General features: G+C 64.8%; 8 protein-coding genes. 6 read left to right on the top strand and 2 right to left on the bottom strand.

What is annotated here, in order from left to right:
- Nucleotides 1-47: 47 nt before the first annotated feature.
- Nucleotides 48-1,661 carry a glycoside hydrolase family 43 protein gene (locus tag EWM57_RS16475; protein ID WP_242510109.1) on the bottom strand — a complete coding sequence of 538 codons (1,614 nt, stop codon included), beginning with the start codon at nt 1,659-1,661 and terminating at the stop codon, nt 48-50.
- A gap of 164 nt (nt 1,662-1,825) precedes the next feature.
- Entirely contained in the window at nt 1,826-2,830 is a 1,005-nt protein-coding gene (locus EWM57_RS16480; protein ID WP_207218336.1) for a LacI family DNA-binding transcriptional regulator, read from the bottom strand.
- 436 nt (nt 2,831-3,266) lie between these two features.
- Between EWM57_RS16480 and EWM57_RS16485 the strand changes: the two genes are divergently transcribed.
- From EWM57_RS16485 to bglX, 6 genes are all read left to right on the top strand, one after another.
- The gene (locus EWM57_RS16485) at nt 3,267-6,473 is read left to right on the top strand and encodes a SusC/RagA family TonB-linked outer membrane protein (protein ID WP_129922261.1); all 3,207 of its coding nucleotides are present in this window, start codon (nt 3,267-3,269) and stop codon (nt 6,471-6,473) included.
- 118 nt (nt 6,474-6,591) lie between these two features.
- Nucleotides 6,592-8,109, top strand: coding sequence for a RagB/SusD family nutrient uptake outer membrane protein (locus EWM57_RS16490; protein WP_129922262.1), 1,518 nt, complete (start codon nt 6,592-6,594; stop codon nt 8,107-8,109).
- 149 nt (nt 8,110-8,258) lie between these two features.
- Nucleotides 8,259-10,121: a glycoside hydrolase family 2 protein gene (locus EWM57_RS16495; RefSeq protein ID WP_129922263.1), complete on the top strand. Its 1,863-nt coding sequence runs from the start codon at nt 8,259-8,261 to the stop codon at nt 10,119-10,121.
- A 171-nt stretch (nt 10,122-10,292) separates the two neighbouring features.
- Nucleotides 10,293-11,699, top strand: coding sequence for an agarase (locus tag EWM57_RS16500; protein WP_129922264.1), 1,407 nt, complete (start codon nt 10,293-10,295; stop codon nt 11,697-11,699).
- 53 nt (nt 11,700-11,752) lie between these two features.
- On the top strand, nt 11,753-12,811 hold the full coding sequence (locus EWM57_RS16505; RefSeq protein WP_165370548.1) for an endo-1,4-beta-xylanase: 1,059 nt from the start codon (nt 11,753-11,755) through the stop codon (nt 12,809-12,811).
- A gap of 40 nt (nt 12,812-12,851) precedes the next feature.
- Entirely contained in the window at nt 12,852-15,080 is a 2,229-nt protein-coding gene (gene bglX, locus EWM57_RS16510) for a beta-glucosidase BglX (protein ID WP_207218337.1), read from the top strand.
- Nucleotides 15,081-15,160 lie beyond the last annotated feature (80 nt).

The following is a 15,160-nucleotide window of genomic DNA, read 5'->3' on the forward strand; positions in this document are numbered from 1 at the left end:
GGTGGTTTGGCGCTCATACGTCCGCCGCGCCCGAAAGGTGCCGGGCTCTACTCAATTCGAAACCAGTCGACATCGGTGTTGCCCGAGTCGTTGAACTTGGTGGGGCGGGTGCTGAACAGGCCCACCTTGGCCCCGATCCACTTGCCCTCCACGGCCTGAAACTCCGCGCCCAGGAACTGAAACTGCTGGCCGTCGAGGCTGTAGCTGAACTGGCACTTGGCGCCGGGCCGCACGGCCACGCGCAGGTAGACGGGCTGGCCCGGCGCGGGGCCGGGCACGGGAGCCGTGGTAGTTTCGGGGCTGAGCTTGTCGGCCTGCCGGCACACGCTCTGGCTGAGCTGCAACTGCCCGTTGCGGTAGCTCAAGGCAAGGTAGGCGTAGTCGAGGCCCATCATCACCAAGCCCACTTTCTCGCCCTCCACCCGCGGGGCAAACGTGAGCTTGGTGGTGGCGGTGAAGGCTTCGGCCGGCAGCTTTTGCAGCAGCAGGTTGGGCACCTGCCACAGATTTTTGTAGTCTTCGGGCAGCAGCACCGAATACAACCGCAGGTAGCCCTGGGGACCGTTGAGGTAGGCCCAGTAGTCCTGGGGGTTGGCGTGCCACTGCCACTGTAGGCCCAGTTGGGTTGCGCTAAACTCGTCGGAAGTGGGCGGCGTGGCCAGGGGCTGGGCAGGGGCCTTCACGGCGGGCTTGCGGTAGGTCAGCACCGGCTGGCCCTTGCCGTCGCCGTCGGGGTCTTCGCCAATGACGGGCCAGTCATCTTTCCACTGCATGGGCTGCAAATGCACCACCCGGCCGTAGGGGCCCTGGTCCTGGAAGTGCAGAAACCAGTCTTCGCCCCGGTCAGTGTCGACCCAAGCACCCTGGTGGGGTCCATTGATGGGCGTCTTGCCCTGGTCCATAACGATGCGCTCCTCGTAGGGGCCGTACACGTGGCGGGAGCGCAGCACCAGCTGCCAGCCCGTGGGTACGCCGCCGGCCGGGGCAAAGATGTAGTAGTAGCCGTGGCGCTGGTAGAACTTGGGGCCTTCCAGCGTGGGATGGTGGGCGTGGCCGTCGAAGACAAGGGCATCCTCGCCCGTCAGGCTAAGGCCGTCGGCACTCATGGGGCTTACGGCCAGAATGGTTTTGATACCCGCCCGGGACCCGGCAAAGCCGTGCACGAGGTAGGCCCGGCCGTCGGCGTCCCAGAGCGGGCAGGGGTCAATCCAGCCTTTGGCTTCCTTCACGCACACCGGCGCCGACCACGGCCCGGCCGGATTCTTGGCTTTGGTCACGAAAATACCCAAGTCTGGGTCGGGATAGTAGATGTAGAACTCTTTGTTGTGGTAGCGGATGGCGGGCGCCCACACGCCGTTGCCGTGCTGGGGCAGCTGGTAGCGGGCCAGCGGGGGCTGCTGCCGAAACACGGCCCCGATAATGCTCCAGTTGACCAAATCCCGGGAGTGCAGGATCTGCAGGCCCGGCACGGCGTTGAAGCTCGACGAGACCAGGTAAAAGTCCTGCCCGACCCGGATGGCGTCGGGGTCGGAGTAGTCGGCGTAGAGCACCGGGTTTTTGTAGGTTCCGTTGCCCAGGTCGGGCACCCACACTTTCGAGAGGCTGCTCTGGGCCCGGCCGGACTGCGGCAGGCTAAGCAGCACGCCGAGTAAGACGGCCAAGAGCCGGCCCGGCCGGCAACCGACAAAGCGCAAGGGAACGGAACGTAAACGCGGAGGGAGCTTCAGGGGAGCAGGCATCAATGGCGTAAAAAGAAGACTGAGCGCGGCAAAATGGCCCGTAAAAGCGACTCCACCCTCCTGCCCCCACATGCCAGCCGCCAACGTTACCGAGCCGTGGAGCGGCGCGCAAACAGCTCCGACTTCAGCACCACGCTCTGGCTGGGCAGAATGGCTTTTTTCTTCTCAATGGCCCGCAGCAGAATGGTGGCGGCCTGCCGGCCGATATCGTAGGCGGGCTGGGTGATGGTGGTCAGGGCCGGGTCGAGCAGGGAAGCCACGCCCAGGTTGGAAAAGCCCACCACCTTGATCTGCTCGGGAATGGCGCGCCCCAGCTCCTTGCAGGCTTGGTAGCTGCTCAGGGCCAGCCGCTCGACGGACGCGAAAATACCGTCGACCTCGGGGCGGGTGCGCAGCAGGTCCATGATGCGCTCCTTGTTGCGTTCGTCGTCGGCGTCGCCAGTGAGCACCAGGGTTTCGTCGAACTCGAGGCCATGCTCGCGCAGGGCGGCCTGGTAGCCCTGCATGCGCATGCGCCCAATAGAGAGGTTGCCCGACACGAGCAGGTGGGCAATGTGGCGGCAGCCGGCCTCAATCAGGTGCGCGGTGGCCAGGTAGCCGCTTTCGTAGTCGTTGGTCGTGACCTTGGCCGTGGGCAGGGCCTCGCACACCCGGTCGAAAAACACGATGGCGGGCTTGCTGGCGTAGAGCTTCTGCAGGTGCTCAAACTCCCGGCTCTCGCTGGCCACCGACATCAGCAACCCGTCGACGCGGCCCCCGGTGAGGTACTGCGTGATGCCGACCTCCCGCTCGTAGTCGTCGTGGGTGAGGTAGATGAGCACGTGGTAGCCGCTCTGCCGGGCCACCTCCTCGATGCCGTTGATGGCCAGCGAAAAGAAGTGGTTGTTGACTTCCGGAATCACCACCCCGATGGTTTTGCTCACGTTGCGGCGCAGGCTGCTGGCGTAGGCGTTGGGCTGGTAGTTGAGCTCGGCCGCCAGGGCCCGCACCCGCTCCTTGGTGTGGGCTGATACTTCGTAGCTGTCCTGCAGGGCCCGCGACACGGTGGCAATCGACAGGTTGAGCTCCTGGGCAAGCCGTTTTAAATTCACTGGGGGCATCAGGGGTCCGAAGGGTACTTCAATAGCGGGAAACAACAACGCGGCAGGCAACGCCCAAGTGGGTAAAGCTACTATTATTTGGCGTATGCCGGAATCCGCAAAACGGCCCGGCCAGCGCCGCCCGGACCACGAGCCGGCGGCGGCCCGGTGACACCCCGGGTGAGCCGGCGCGCCCGAAACGCCCGCAAACGTTTGCGTAGATAAACCCGGATTGCAGGGGTACAATCCCGGCCGAATGTGCGGTACTTAGCACAACCAAGCCCCTAAAAAGCAAGGAATTCAGCCTCTGACGCCCTTTCGGGCCGCTGCTTTTCCTGCCCGCCCGGCCGGCCGCCGCTCCACTGAGCAGCCCGCCCGCCCCGGCTACGGCCAAGCTTTCGGCCTGCTGGTTTTCCTAGTGCCCATCACCAATTCCCACACCTTCCCTATGACACCTTTGCTACTCCCGTTTCCACTCCGGCAGGTTGTTCGGCCGCTGGTACTGCTCCCGCTGCTGGGGCTGAGTCCGGCCCTGCAGGCCGCGCCCCGGGCCGCCGCGGCCGCCTTTCTGCAAACGGCTCCGGCCGATATCACCGTGAAGGGCCGGGTAGTGGATGAAAAGGGCCAGGGGCTGCCGGGCGTAAACGTGGTGGTGCGCGGCACCAGCAACGGCACCCAGACCGACCCCGACGGCCGCTACACCATCAAGGCCGACGGGGGCGCCACGCTCGTGTTTTCCTTTATCGGCTACCTGGCCCAGGAAGTGCCGCTCAACGGCCGCGACGCGGTGAACGTGGCCCTGGCCCCCGACAACAAAACCCTGAGTGAAGTGGTGGTAGTGGGCTACGGGGTGCAGGAGAAAAAACTGCTGGCGACGTCCATTGCCTCGGTTTCGGCCAAGCAGGTGGAGCTGATTCCGGTTTCGTCGCCCTCCGAAGCGCTGGTGGGGCTGGTGGCTGGCGCCCAGATTACGGAGCCCTCCGGAGAGCCGGGCCAGGGCGCTGTGATTCGGGTGCGCGGCCTGGGCTCGATTTCGGCCGGCAACTCCCCGCTCTACGTCGTGGATGGCTACCCGCTCAACAACGCCGACAGCTACAACCAGATTCCGCCCGGCGACATCCAAAGCATCCAGATTCTGAAGGATGCGGCGGCCAGCGCCATCTACGGCTCCCGCGGGGGCAACGGCATCGTGATTGTGACCACCAAGCGCGGGCGCTCCGACGGCAAAACCCGCTTCAACTTCACGGCCAACAGCGGCGTGGTGCAGGTAGCCAAGAAAGTGGACCTGATGAACCGGGACCAGTACCTGGAATACCTGCGCGAGTCGTTCACCAACGGCAACCGCCCCATCCCGGCCACCCTCCAGCCCGGCGCCCCCGAGCTGCCCAACACCGACTGGCAGAACGAGATTTTCGGCACCGGCTCCCAGCAGCAGTACCAGCTCTCGGCCTCGGGCGGCACCGACGTGTCGCGCTTCTACATTTCGGGCAGCTACTTCAAGCAGAAGGGGGTGATTGACAACACCGGCTTCGACCGGTTTGCCCTGCGCGCCAACTACGACGCCCAGCTCAGCAAGAAGCTCAAGCTGGGCCTGAGCTTGGCGCCCAACTACTCCCGCACCGACGTGAAGCCGATTTCGGGCAGCTACAACGGCGGCAACATCTCCGGCGGTGGCCCCGGCGGCGAGACGGCCATCGTGACGGCGGCCCTGATTCTGCCGCCCATCATTCCGGTGCGCCTGGCCAACGGTGACTACGGCGCCATCCGCAACTCGGGCTCGGGCATCACCACACCCGGCGACCTGCTCAACCCCGTGGCCACCGTCGACCTGTATCAGGACCGGACCAACTCGGTACGGGCCCTGGGCTCCTCGTTTCTGGACTTTGAGCTGCTGAAGGGGCTGAACCTGCGCTCCAGCTTCGGGGCCGAGCTAGTCAATAACCGCCGCGCCATCTACGTGCCCGCCACCCTGGGCACCGTCAACAACGCTGGGGCCAACCTCTCGACGCCGATTCTCAACAACATCGACGCCCGCCAGGCCAACAGCACCAACCTGAACTGGGTCTGGGAAAACACGGCCACCTACAACCGCCAGCTCGGCCTCGACCACAACCTGACCCTGCTGGCCGGCTACTCGGCCCAGCGCAACACCAACGAGGGCAGCACCGTGCTGGGCCAGACCGGCACCTACACCACCCCCGACATCCAGTACGCCACCGCGGCCGGCCAGCTGTTCGGGCAGGCCTCGTACTCGGCCAACTCCCTGGTGTCGGTGTTTGGCCGTGCCGACTACGCCTTTAAGGAGCGCTACATCCTGACCGCGGCCCTGCGCACTGACGGCTCCTCCCGCTTCGGCCCCGACAACCGCTACGCCACCTTCCCCTCGGTGGCCCTGGCCTGGCGAGCCGGCGAGGAAACCTTCATCAAGGCCATTCCCACGATTTCGGAGCTGAAGCTGCGCGCTTCCTACGGCGTGACGGGCAACAACAACATCGGCGACTACAACTACCAGAGCTACCAGACGGCGTCCAACTACGTGTTTGGCACCGGCAACGGCACGCGCAACTACGGCTTTGCGCCCAACGGCCTGGCCCTGCGCAACCTGGGCTGGGAAACCAACACCCAATTCGACGCCGGCTTCGACCTGGGCTTGTTCCGGGACCGGATCTACCTGACCGTGGCCGCCTACCAGCGCAACACCACCGATTTGCTGCTCAACCGCAACATCCCGGCTATTCTGGGCTACTCGTCGCGGGCCTTGGCCAACGTGGGCGAGGTGCGCAACCGCGGCCTGGAATTTCAGCTCAACACGGCCAACATCGTGAAGGGCGCCTTTACCTGGAGCACGGCCGCTAACCTGTCGTTGAACCGCAACCAGGTGCTGGCCCTGGCCGGGGCCAACGAGCAAATCACCTTCGACGCCGTATTTGGCTACACCAGCTCGATTCGGGTGGTGCCGGGCCAGCCCCTGGGCGTATTCTACGGCTACCAGCAGGAAGGCATCTACCTCAACCAGGCCGACGTGGACAGCAGCCCCAAGTGGACCGGCAGCACCCTGGCCGTGAAGCCCGGCGACTTCAAGTTCAAGGACGTCAATGGCGACGGGCAGATCAACTCCCTCGACATCGGCGTCATCGGCAACCCCTTCCCCGACTTCACCTACGGCCTGCAAAACACGTTCGGCTACAAGGACCTGTCATTGGCCGTCACGCTGCAGGGCTCCCAGGGCAACGACGTGCTTTACGCCGGCGACCGGTACACCTTCAACTCCCCGGGCCAGACCAACGGCCGCGTCCAGCTCGTGGACCGGTGGCGCAGCCCCGAGAACCCCGGCGACGGCAAGACGCCCTTTGCTACCTCGGCCAGTTCGCTGCGCACCCAATTCAACTCCTACTTCATTCAGGACGGCTCATTTCTGCGCATCCGCAACGTGACCTTGCGCTACAACCTGCCCGTGGGCTGGGCCAAGAAGGGCGGCCTGCAGAGCGCGGCCGTGTACAGCTCGGTGCAGAACCTGTACACCTTCACCAAGTACGTGGGCTACAACCCCGAGGCCAACAACTACGGCAACACCACCAACCCGACTTACGGCGTGGACCAGGGCTCCTACCCCATGAACCGCACCCTCACCCTGGGTTTGCAGGTTGGCTTTTAATTCTGTTTCCAGCTGTCTGTTTCCAGTTGCCAGTCAGCAAGCTTCAACGTCTGGTTTCCCGCCCGAACAAGCAGGCAACCGGCAACTCGTAACTGGCAACTCACTACCCCCTCCCACCATGACGTTCGACTTTAAAAATATCGTTTCCGGCGCTGGTTTGGCCGCCATTCTGGGCCTGGGCGCCCTGGGCACCAGCTCTTGCCAAAAGGAGTTCATTGAGCTCAACGACCCCACCCGCATCCCGACGGCCGACAGCTACACCGACTCGCTGAGCATCTTCAACGGCGTGACGGCGGCCTACTCCTCCCTCCAGGACCTGTACGGCCGCGCGGGCGGGCCCCGGGGCATCTTCATCTTCGGCGAAATCCCGTCCGACAACAGCTACACCGTCACGTCGGGGGAGCGGCTCAACGAGTTCAACGACTTCTCCCTGTTCAGCGACAACCCCAACATCCAGAGCTACTGGCTCTCGACCTACCGCTGCATTGCCCGCTGCAACCTGATTCTGAGCCGGGCCGGGGGCGTCAAGCTCACCGACGCGACCCGCAACCGCTACTACGGCGAGGTGCGCTTTATCCGGGCCCTGGCTTACTTCAACGCCGTGCGCATCTGGGGCGACGTGCCGCTGGTCACCCAGGAGCTGCCAAGCATTCAGGACGCCTATCCGTTCGGCCGCCGGCCGGTGGCGGAAGTCTACAAGCAGATTGAGGACGACCTGGACTTTGCCGAAAAGAACCTGCCCGTAGCGCAGACCGGCACCAACCTGGGCCGCGCGACCAAGGGCGCCGCCACCACCCTGCTGGGCAAGGTGCTGCTGACTCAGAAGAAGTACCAGGCCGCCGCCGACAAGCTCCAGCCCCTGGCCACGGGCTCGACCTACGCCCTGCAGGCCACGTACGCCAACGTGTTTGCCACTAACAACGAGATGAACAGTGAAATCATCTTCGCGGCCCGCTACACCAAGGGTACCCTGGGCCTGGGCAGCGCCTTCACCACGTGGTTTATGCCCGCCTACACCACGGCCCAGTCGACGAGCCTGCTGGGGGCTTCTTTCACGGGTCAGCAGTTCAACACCGTGGACCCCGATCTGATTGCGGCCTTCACCGCCAGCGGCACCACCGATGTGCGCGCGGCCACTTCCTACGTGCTGCCCGCCGGCGCCGCCACCACCCTGGGCTACTACACCAAGAAGTACATCGACACGCCGACCAGCGCCACCGACGCCGAAAACGACTGGATTGTGCTGCGCCACGCCGACCTGCTGCTCATGTACGCCGAGGCCGTGAATGAAGCCACCGGCCCCAACAGCTTGGCCCTGACGGCCGTCAACCAGGTGATTCGCCGCTCCCGGGGGCTGCCCGTGGCCACGGCCAACGCCACCGTGGACCTGCCGGCCAGCACCACCGCCGAAACCCTGCGCACCCGCCTCGAGCTGGAGCGTCGCCTGGAGCTGAATTTCGAGGGCCACCGCTGGTTCGACCTTGTGCGCACCAACCGCGCCATCACGGTGATGAACGCCTTCTTCACCCGCACCGGCTCCAGCGTCCGCATCGACCAAAACGACCTGCTCTTCCCCATTCCGGTCCAGGAAATCCAGACCAACCCGATTCTGACCCAGAACCCGGGCTATAACTAACGGTGAGAAGGTGCAATGGCGAAATAGGGAGTTGTCGTTCGGGCGGCACTGCAATGCCCGAGCTGCGCCGCTGGCGCCAGCGAAACGACAACTCCCCCCTTCCCAGCTTCACCAGTTCACAAGTTCACCACCTCACTATTTCACCACTGATGCATACCCGAATTCTGCTGAAGCTGCTCACGGCGGCCCTGCTGCTCGTCGGCACGTTTGGCGTCCGCCCGGCCTGCGCCCAGTCGGCACTGCTGCAAAACGCGGCCGGCCGCCGGGTGCTGAGCCTCAACGGCAGCTGGAACTACATCATCGACCCCTACGAAAACGGCTTTTACGACTACCGCCGCGAGGCTTTCGACCAGTCCAAATCGGGCCGGGGCGGCTACTACGACAACCAGAAGCCCAGCTCCAGCCAGGAGCCCGAGCTGATTGAGTACGACTTCGACAAGTCGCCGGCCATGCAGATTCCCGGCGACTGGAACTCCCAGGACCCCAAGCTGCTCTACTACGAAGGCACCATCTGGTTTAAGAAAAGCTTCCGCCTGCTGCCCCGGCCCGGCCAGCGCTACTTTCTGTATTTCGGGGCTATCAACTACGAAAGCCACATCTACCTCAACGGCAAAAAGCTCGGCCGGCACCAGGGTGGCTTCACCCCGATTCAGTACGACATCACCGACCTGCTCAGCACCGGCGGCGACAACTTCGTGGTGGTGAAGGCCGACAACACCCGTCACCCCGACGCGGTGCCCACCATCAACACCGACTGGTGGAACTACGGCGGCATCACCCGGGACGTATTTATTGCCGAAACCCCGGCCACGTTTATCACCGACTACAAGGTGCAGCTCGCGCCCCACGACGCCGCCAAACTCACGGGCTACGTCCAGCTCAGCGGCGCAACCAAAGCCGGCCAATCGGTAATGCTCAGCATTCCGGAAGCGGGCCTGAAGCACACCCTCAAAACAGACGCCGAGGGCCGGGCCACGTTTACGCTGCCGGCTAAAAAGCTCCGACTCTGGTCGCCGCAAAGCCCCAAGCTCTACGCCGTCAGCCTGAGCAGCGGCGCCGACGCGGTGCAGGACCGCATCGGCTTCCGCACCATCCAGACCCGGGGGCAGGACATTCTGCTCAACGGCCGCAGCATCTACCTGCGCGGCATCAGCGTGCACGACGAGAACCCGCTGATTCCGGGCCGGGCCCGGGGCGAGGGTGATTTGCGCATGCTGCTGACCTGGGCCAAGGAGCTGGGCTGCAACTACGTGCGCCTAGCCCACTACCCCCACAATGAAACCATGCTCCGCCTGGCCGACGAAATGGGTTTGCTGGTCTGGGCCGAGGTGCCTGTGTATTGGACCATTGCCTGGGAAAATCCGGCCACCTACCAGAATGCCGAAACCCAGCTCTCGGACTTGATTGCGCTGGGGAAAAACCGGGCCAGCATCGTGGTGTGGAGCGTGGGCAACGAAACCCCGCCCGGCGAGGCCCGCCTGAAGTTCATGACCAGCCTCGTGCGCAAGGCCCGCGCCCTCGACGACACCCGCCTGCTGGCCGCCGCCCTGGAGCTGCACCGCGACGGGTTCAAGGTGACCGTGGACGACCCGCTGGGCGCCGAGCTGGATTTGACCAGCTTCAACGAGTACGCCGGCTGGTACTGGGGCGGCAGCCCGAGCGGCATCAGCCAGTACACGTTCGACATCAAGTACAATAAACCCGTGGTCATCAGCGAGTTTGGCGGCGACGCCCTGGCCGGCTACCACGGCGACGCCGAAACCCGCTGGAGCGAGGAATACCAGGAGTCGTTGTACCAGAACCAGCTCAAGATGCTCGGCGCCATTGAGGGCCTGCGCGGCATGACGCCCTGGATTCTGGCCGACTTCCGCGCCACCCGCCGCCAGCACCCGGTGTACCAGAACGGCTTCAACCGCAAAGGCCTGATTTCGAGCACCGGGGTGAAAAAGAAAGCCTACTACGTGCTCCAGGACTACTACCGCCGGATGGCCCAGCAATACGACGGAAAATAGACGATGCGCATGGAAACGATACAACAGAACGTCATGCTGAGCTTGCCGAAGCATCTCTACCGCTTCATTGCAACGGTAGCTCAACGAAGCGGTAGAGATGCTTCGGCTCCGCTCCGCTTCGCTCAGCATGACGCACTACGTGGAAGCAAAACCGCACTACTCGCCACCGCCATGCTCCTGCTGGCTCCCGCCGTCCAGGCCCAGCAGGATACCACCGAGTACACCCTGCGCGTGGAAGCCAAGAAGACCATCAACAACTCCACCATCGACGGCAAGGCGGGCTTTTCGGAGTACAAGGCCTACCCCACCCGCACCATCGCCCAGCTGCGGGGCTTCGTGCCGGGCCCGACTCCGCTGAGCAAGTACGGCGGCCGCCTCGACCAGCGCACCAAGGCCACGGGCTACTTCCACGTCGAGAAAATAGCCGGGCGCTGGTGGGCCGTGGACCCGGCGGGCTACTACTTCCTGCACAACGCCCCCAACGACGTGCAGCCCGGCAACTCGGCGCGCACCCAAAAGGCGGTAGCCGACAAGTACGGCGACCGGGCCGGCTGGATGGCCGCCACCCGCAAATTCCTGCTCGAAAACGGCTTCAACGGGACCGGGGCGTGGTCGGCGACCAAGGAAATCCGGGCCGAAAACGACAAGGCCGATAAGCCCCTGGCCTACACCATGAACCTGGACTTCATGAGCAAGTACGGCGACCAGCGCGGCGGCACCTTCGTGCAGCCCGGCCACAAGGGCTACCCCAATGACGTAATTTTCGTTTTCGACCCCGGTTTCGAGGAGTTTGCCGAAAAGCACGCTAAGCAACTCAGCCAGTACAAGAAGGACCCGAACCTGTTCGGCTACTTCTCCGACAACGAGATGCCCCTGCTGCGCAAAAACCTCGACGGCTACCTCAAGCTGCCCGTGACCGAGCCCGGCTACCGGGCGGCGAAGCAGTGGGCCGATGAGCGCGGCATCACCCTCGAAACCATCACCGACCAGCACCGCCAGGACTTTCTGGCCTACGCCGCCGACCGGTACTTTAGCATCGTGGCCCGGGCCATTAAAAAGTACGACCCCAACCACATGTACCTGGGCTGCCGCTTTCACGGGGCCCAGCGCTACTACCCCGAGCTGCTGCGCACGGCGGGCAAGTACCTGGACGCGGTGAGCATCAACTACTACAACAACTGGACGCCGGAGAAAAAGTGGGTGGCCGACTGGGCGGCGCTGGCCGGCAAGCCCTTTATCGTGACGGAGTGGTACGTGAAGGGCGAGGACGCGCCGGGGCTGGCCAACACCGCCGGCGCGGGCTGGGTGGTTCGCACCCAGGCCGACCGGGGGCTGTTCTACCAGAATTTCACCCTGGGCCTGCTCGAATCGAAGAATTGCGTGGGCTGGCACTGGTTTAAGTACCAAGACAACGACCCGACCCTGGTCGGGGCTGAACCGTCCAATACCAACGCCAACAAGGGTATCGTCGACAACACCCTGGAGCCCTACCAGCCCCTGCTCGAGAAGATGCGCGAGCTGAACCAGCAGATGTACCGCCTGGCCGACTACTTCGACCAGCGCCCGGCCAAACCCTGAGGCTATCCGCCGCCGCCGCCCGTTTTGTCCCACCCTTTGCCTTGTTTTTACCCGTGAAACCCCTTCTTTTTCTTGGCGCCCTGGGCTTGCTGCTGGGGCAGTGCGGCTCGAAGGAATCGGCGGCGGCCGGGCCCCAGTCCCAGGCGCCGGGCAGCCTGCGCGAGCTGGCCCCGTTTCCGGTGGGCGCGGCCGTGAGCGTGAGCCTGCTGCAAAACAACGCCGCTTACCGCCAGGTGATGACCACGGAGTACAGCAGCATCACGGCCGAAAACGCCATGAAGTTTGGGGCCCTGCACCCCGGCGCCACCACCTACAACTGGACCGACGCCGACTACCTGGTCAGCTTTGCCCGCCAGCACAACCTGCGCGTGCACGGCCACACCCTGCTCTGGTACAACTCGCTGCCCGGCTGGGTGACCAACTTTCAGGGCGACTCGGCCGCCTGGGAAAACCTGATGCGCACCCACATTCAGACCGTAGTGACGCATTTTAAGGGCCAGGTCCAGGGCTGGGACGTGGTCAATGAGGCCATCGACGACGCCGGCAACCTGCGCTCGGCCAACCTGTGGCGGCAGCACCTGGGCGACCGGTACATTGACCGCGCCTTTCAGTATGCTCACGCCGCCGACCCCGCCGCCCTGCTGTTTTACAACGATTACGGTCACGAGTACAGCGACGCCCGCCGCAACGGCATTCTCAAGCTGGTCAACGACCTCAAAGCCCGCGGCATTCCCATCGACGGCATCGGCCTGCAACTGCACACGAGCAGCAACATTTCCGACGCCCGGATTGCCAGCGCCATCAGCGCCGCCGCGGCCACCGGCCTGCGGGTGCACGTAGCCGAGCTCGACATTTCCATGAACCCCGGCCGGAGTGCCGGCGCCACCTTTACCCCGGCGCTGGCAGCAGCCCAGAAAGTGAAGTACAAAGCCCTGGTGCAGACCTACAAGGCCCTGCCGCCCGCCCAGCGTTACGGCCTCACCACCTGGAACGTGGCCGATGCCGACACCTGGAAGCGCGCCGACTGCGCCTGCCCCGAGTGGCCCCTGCCCTTCGACGACAGCTATGCCCGCAAGCCCGCCTACGACGGCATCGTGGAAGGGCTGCAATAGCGCCCCGTTTCCTTCCTTTCTCCCGAATAACTTTTTGCCCGTGCTGTATAGACGCCTTCTTGTTTCCGCTTTCCTGCTGAGTCCGCCCCTGCTGCTGGCCGCCCAGCAGCTGCCCGTCGAGCCGCGGGTGACGGCCCTGCTGCAGCAAATGACGCTGGAGGAGAAAGTCGGCCAGCTCAATCAGTACTCAGGGCGCGAGCTGACGGGCCCGGCCAGCAACCGCAAAACCAGCTTGCTCAGCAGCATCAGCAGCGGGCAGGTGGGCTCCGTGCTCAACGTAAAAGGCGTGGCCGACACCCGGGCCATCCAGGCCGAGGCACTGAAGTCGAGGCTCAAAATCCCGCTGCTCTTCAGCCTGGACGTGATTCACGGCTACCAGACCGTGTTCCCGATTCCGCTGGCCGAAGCCGCCTCCTGGGACCTGGACGCCATCCGGCTCGGGGCCCACGTGGCGGCCCGCGAAGCCGCGGCCTCGGGCATTCACTGGACTTTTGCGCCCATGGTCGACGTGGGCCGCGACCCGCGCTGGGGCCGGGTGATGGAAGGCGCCGGCGAAGACGCCTACCTCGGCGCCGAAATTGCCCGCGCCCGGGTGCTGGGCTTCCAGGGCGAGAAGCTCGGCGGCACCGACGCCATCATGGCCTGCGCCAAGCACTTTGCGGCCTACGGGGCCGCCACCGCCGGCCGCGACTACAACGCCGTGGACCTGAGCCCCCAGCAGCTCTGGCAAACCTACCTGCCGCCTTTCAAGGCGGCCGCTGACGCCGGCGTGGCCACGTTCATGAACTCGTTTAACACCCTCAACGGCATTCCGGCCACCGGCCACCGCTACCTGCAGCGCGACATCCTGAAAGGCCAGTGGAACTACCCGGGCTTCGTGGTGTCGGACTGGGGCTCGATTGGGGAGATGGTGCCCTGGGGCTACGCCCAAAACGCGGCCGACGCGGCGCAAATGGCCATCACGGCCGGCAGCGACATGGACATGGAAAGCGACGCCTACCGCCATCAGCTGGCCCAGCTCGTGAAAGACGGCAAGGTCAGCCCCGACCTGCTCGACGACGCGGTGCGCCGCATTCTGCGCAAGAAGTTCGAGCTCGGCCTCTTCGACGACCCCTACAAGTTCTCGGATGCCAAGCGGGAAAAGCGCGTTCTTAGCGACCCGCAAAACCGCGCCGCGGCCCGGCAGATGGCCCGCAAGTCGATGGTGCTGCTCAAAAACGACAACGCTACCCTGCCCCTGACCAAGCAGCTGCGCACGGTGGCCCTGATCGGGCCCCTGGCCAAGGCCAAGCGCGACCTGAACGGCAGCTGGACCGTGGACTCCCAGGACACTACCCGCATTACCTCGCTCTACGAGGGCTTGAGCCAGCGCGCCGGCAAAACCACCCGCCTGCTCTACGCCCGGGGCTGCGACATCAGCGGCACCTCCCGCGCCGGCTTCGAGCAGGCCGTGGCCGCGGCCAATAATGCGGACGTGGTGGTGCTGGCCGTGGGCGAATCCTGGGACATGAGCGGGGAAGCCAAGTCGCGCACCGACCTGCACCTGCCCGGCGTGCAGGAAGAGCTGTTTCGGGCCCTGCAGGCCACCGGCAAGCCCGTGGCCGTGGTCGTGTTTGGCGGCCGCCCCCTGATTTTCAACGACATTGCCGACCAGGCCCCGGCCATTCTCTACGCCTGGTGGCCGGGTTCGGAAGGCGGCGCGGCCCTGGCCGACGTGCTCTACGGCGACTACAACCCCGCCGGCAAGCTGCCCATCACGTTTCCGCGCAGCGTGGGCCAGATTCCGCTCAGCTACCAAGTGTACAACACCGGCCGGCCCGTCACCAAGCCCGGCGACATCCGCTACAAGTCGGCCTATATCGACGCGCCCAACACCCCGCGCTACGCCTTCGGCTACGGCCTGAGCTACACCAGCTTCCGTTACTCTGACCTCCGCATCAGTCGCGCCCAGCTGCAAGCCGGCGAGTCGACCCAGGTGCAGTTTACGCTCACCAACACCGGCAAAGTGGCCGGCGAGGAAGTGGCCCAGCTCTACCTGCGCGACCCGGTGGCGTCGGTGGTGCGGCCCCTGAAAGAGCTCAAGGCCTTTCGCAAGGTGTACCTCAAGCCCGGCGAAAGCCAGACCGTGACCTTCACCGTGGGCCCCGACCAGCTGGCCTTCTACAACCAGCAGCTGCAGTGGGTGGCCGAGCCCGGCGCCTTTACCCTAATGGTGGGCAGCGCCTCCGACGACATCCGCCTCGAGGGTACCGTGGAGCTGCGCCCCTAGCCTTTTCTGCGCGCCCGCTTTTTCCGTTTTCCGCCCCGCCCGGGCTTAGCTTCGTAAGCAGCCGCCCCGGGCCTTTCGTT

Origin of the sequence: Hymenobacter persicinus (assembly GCF_004167665.1) — a bacterium.
GTDB classification, from domain to species: Bacteria; Bacteroidota; Bacteroidia; order Cytophagales; family Hymenobacteraceae; genus Hymenobacter; species Hymenobacter persicinus.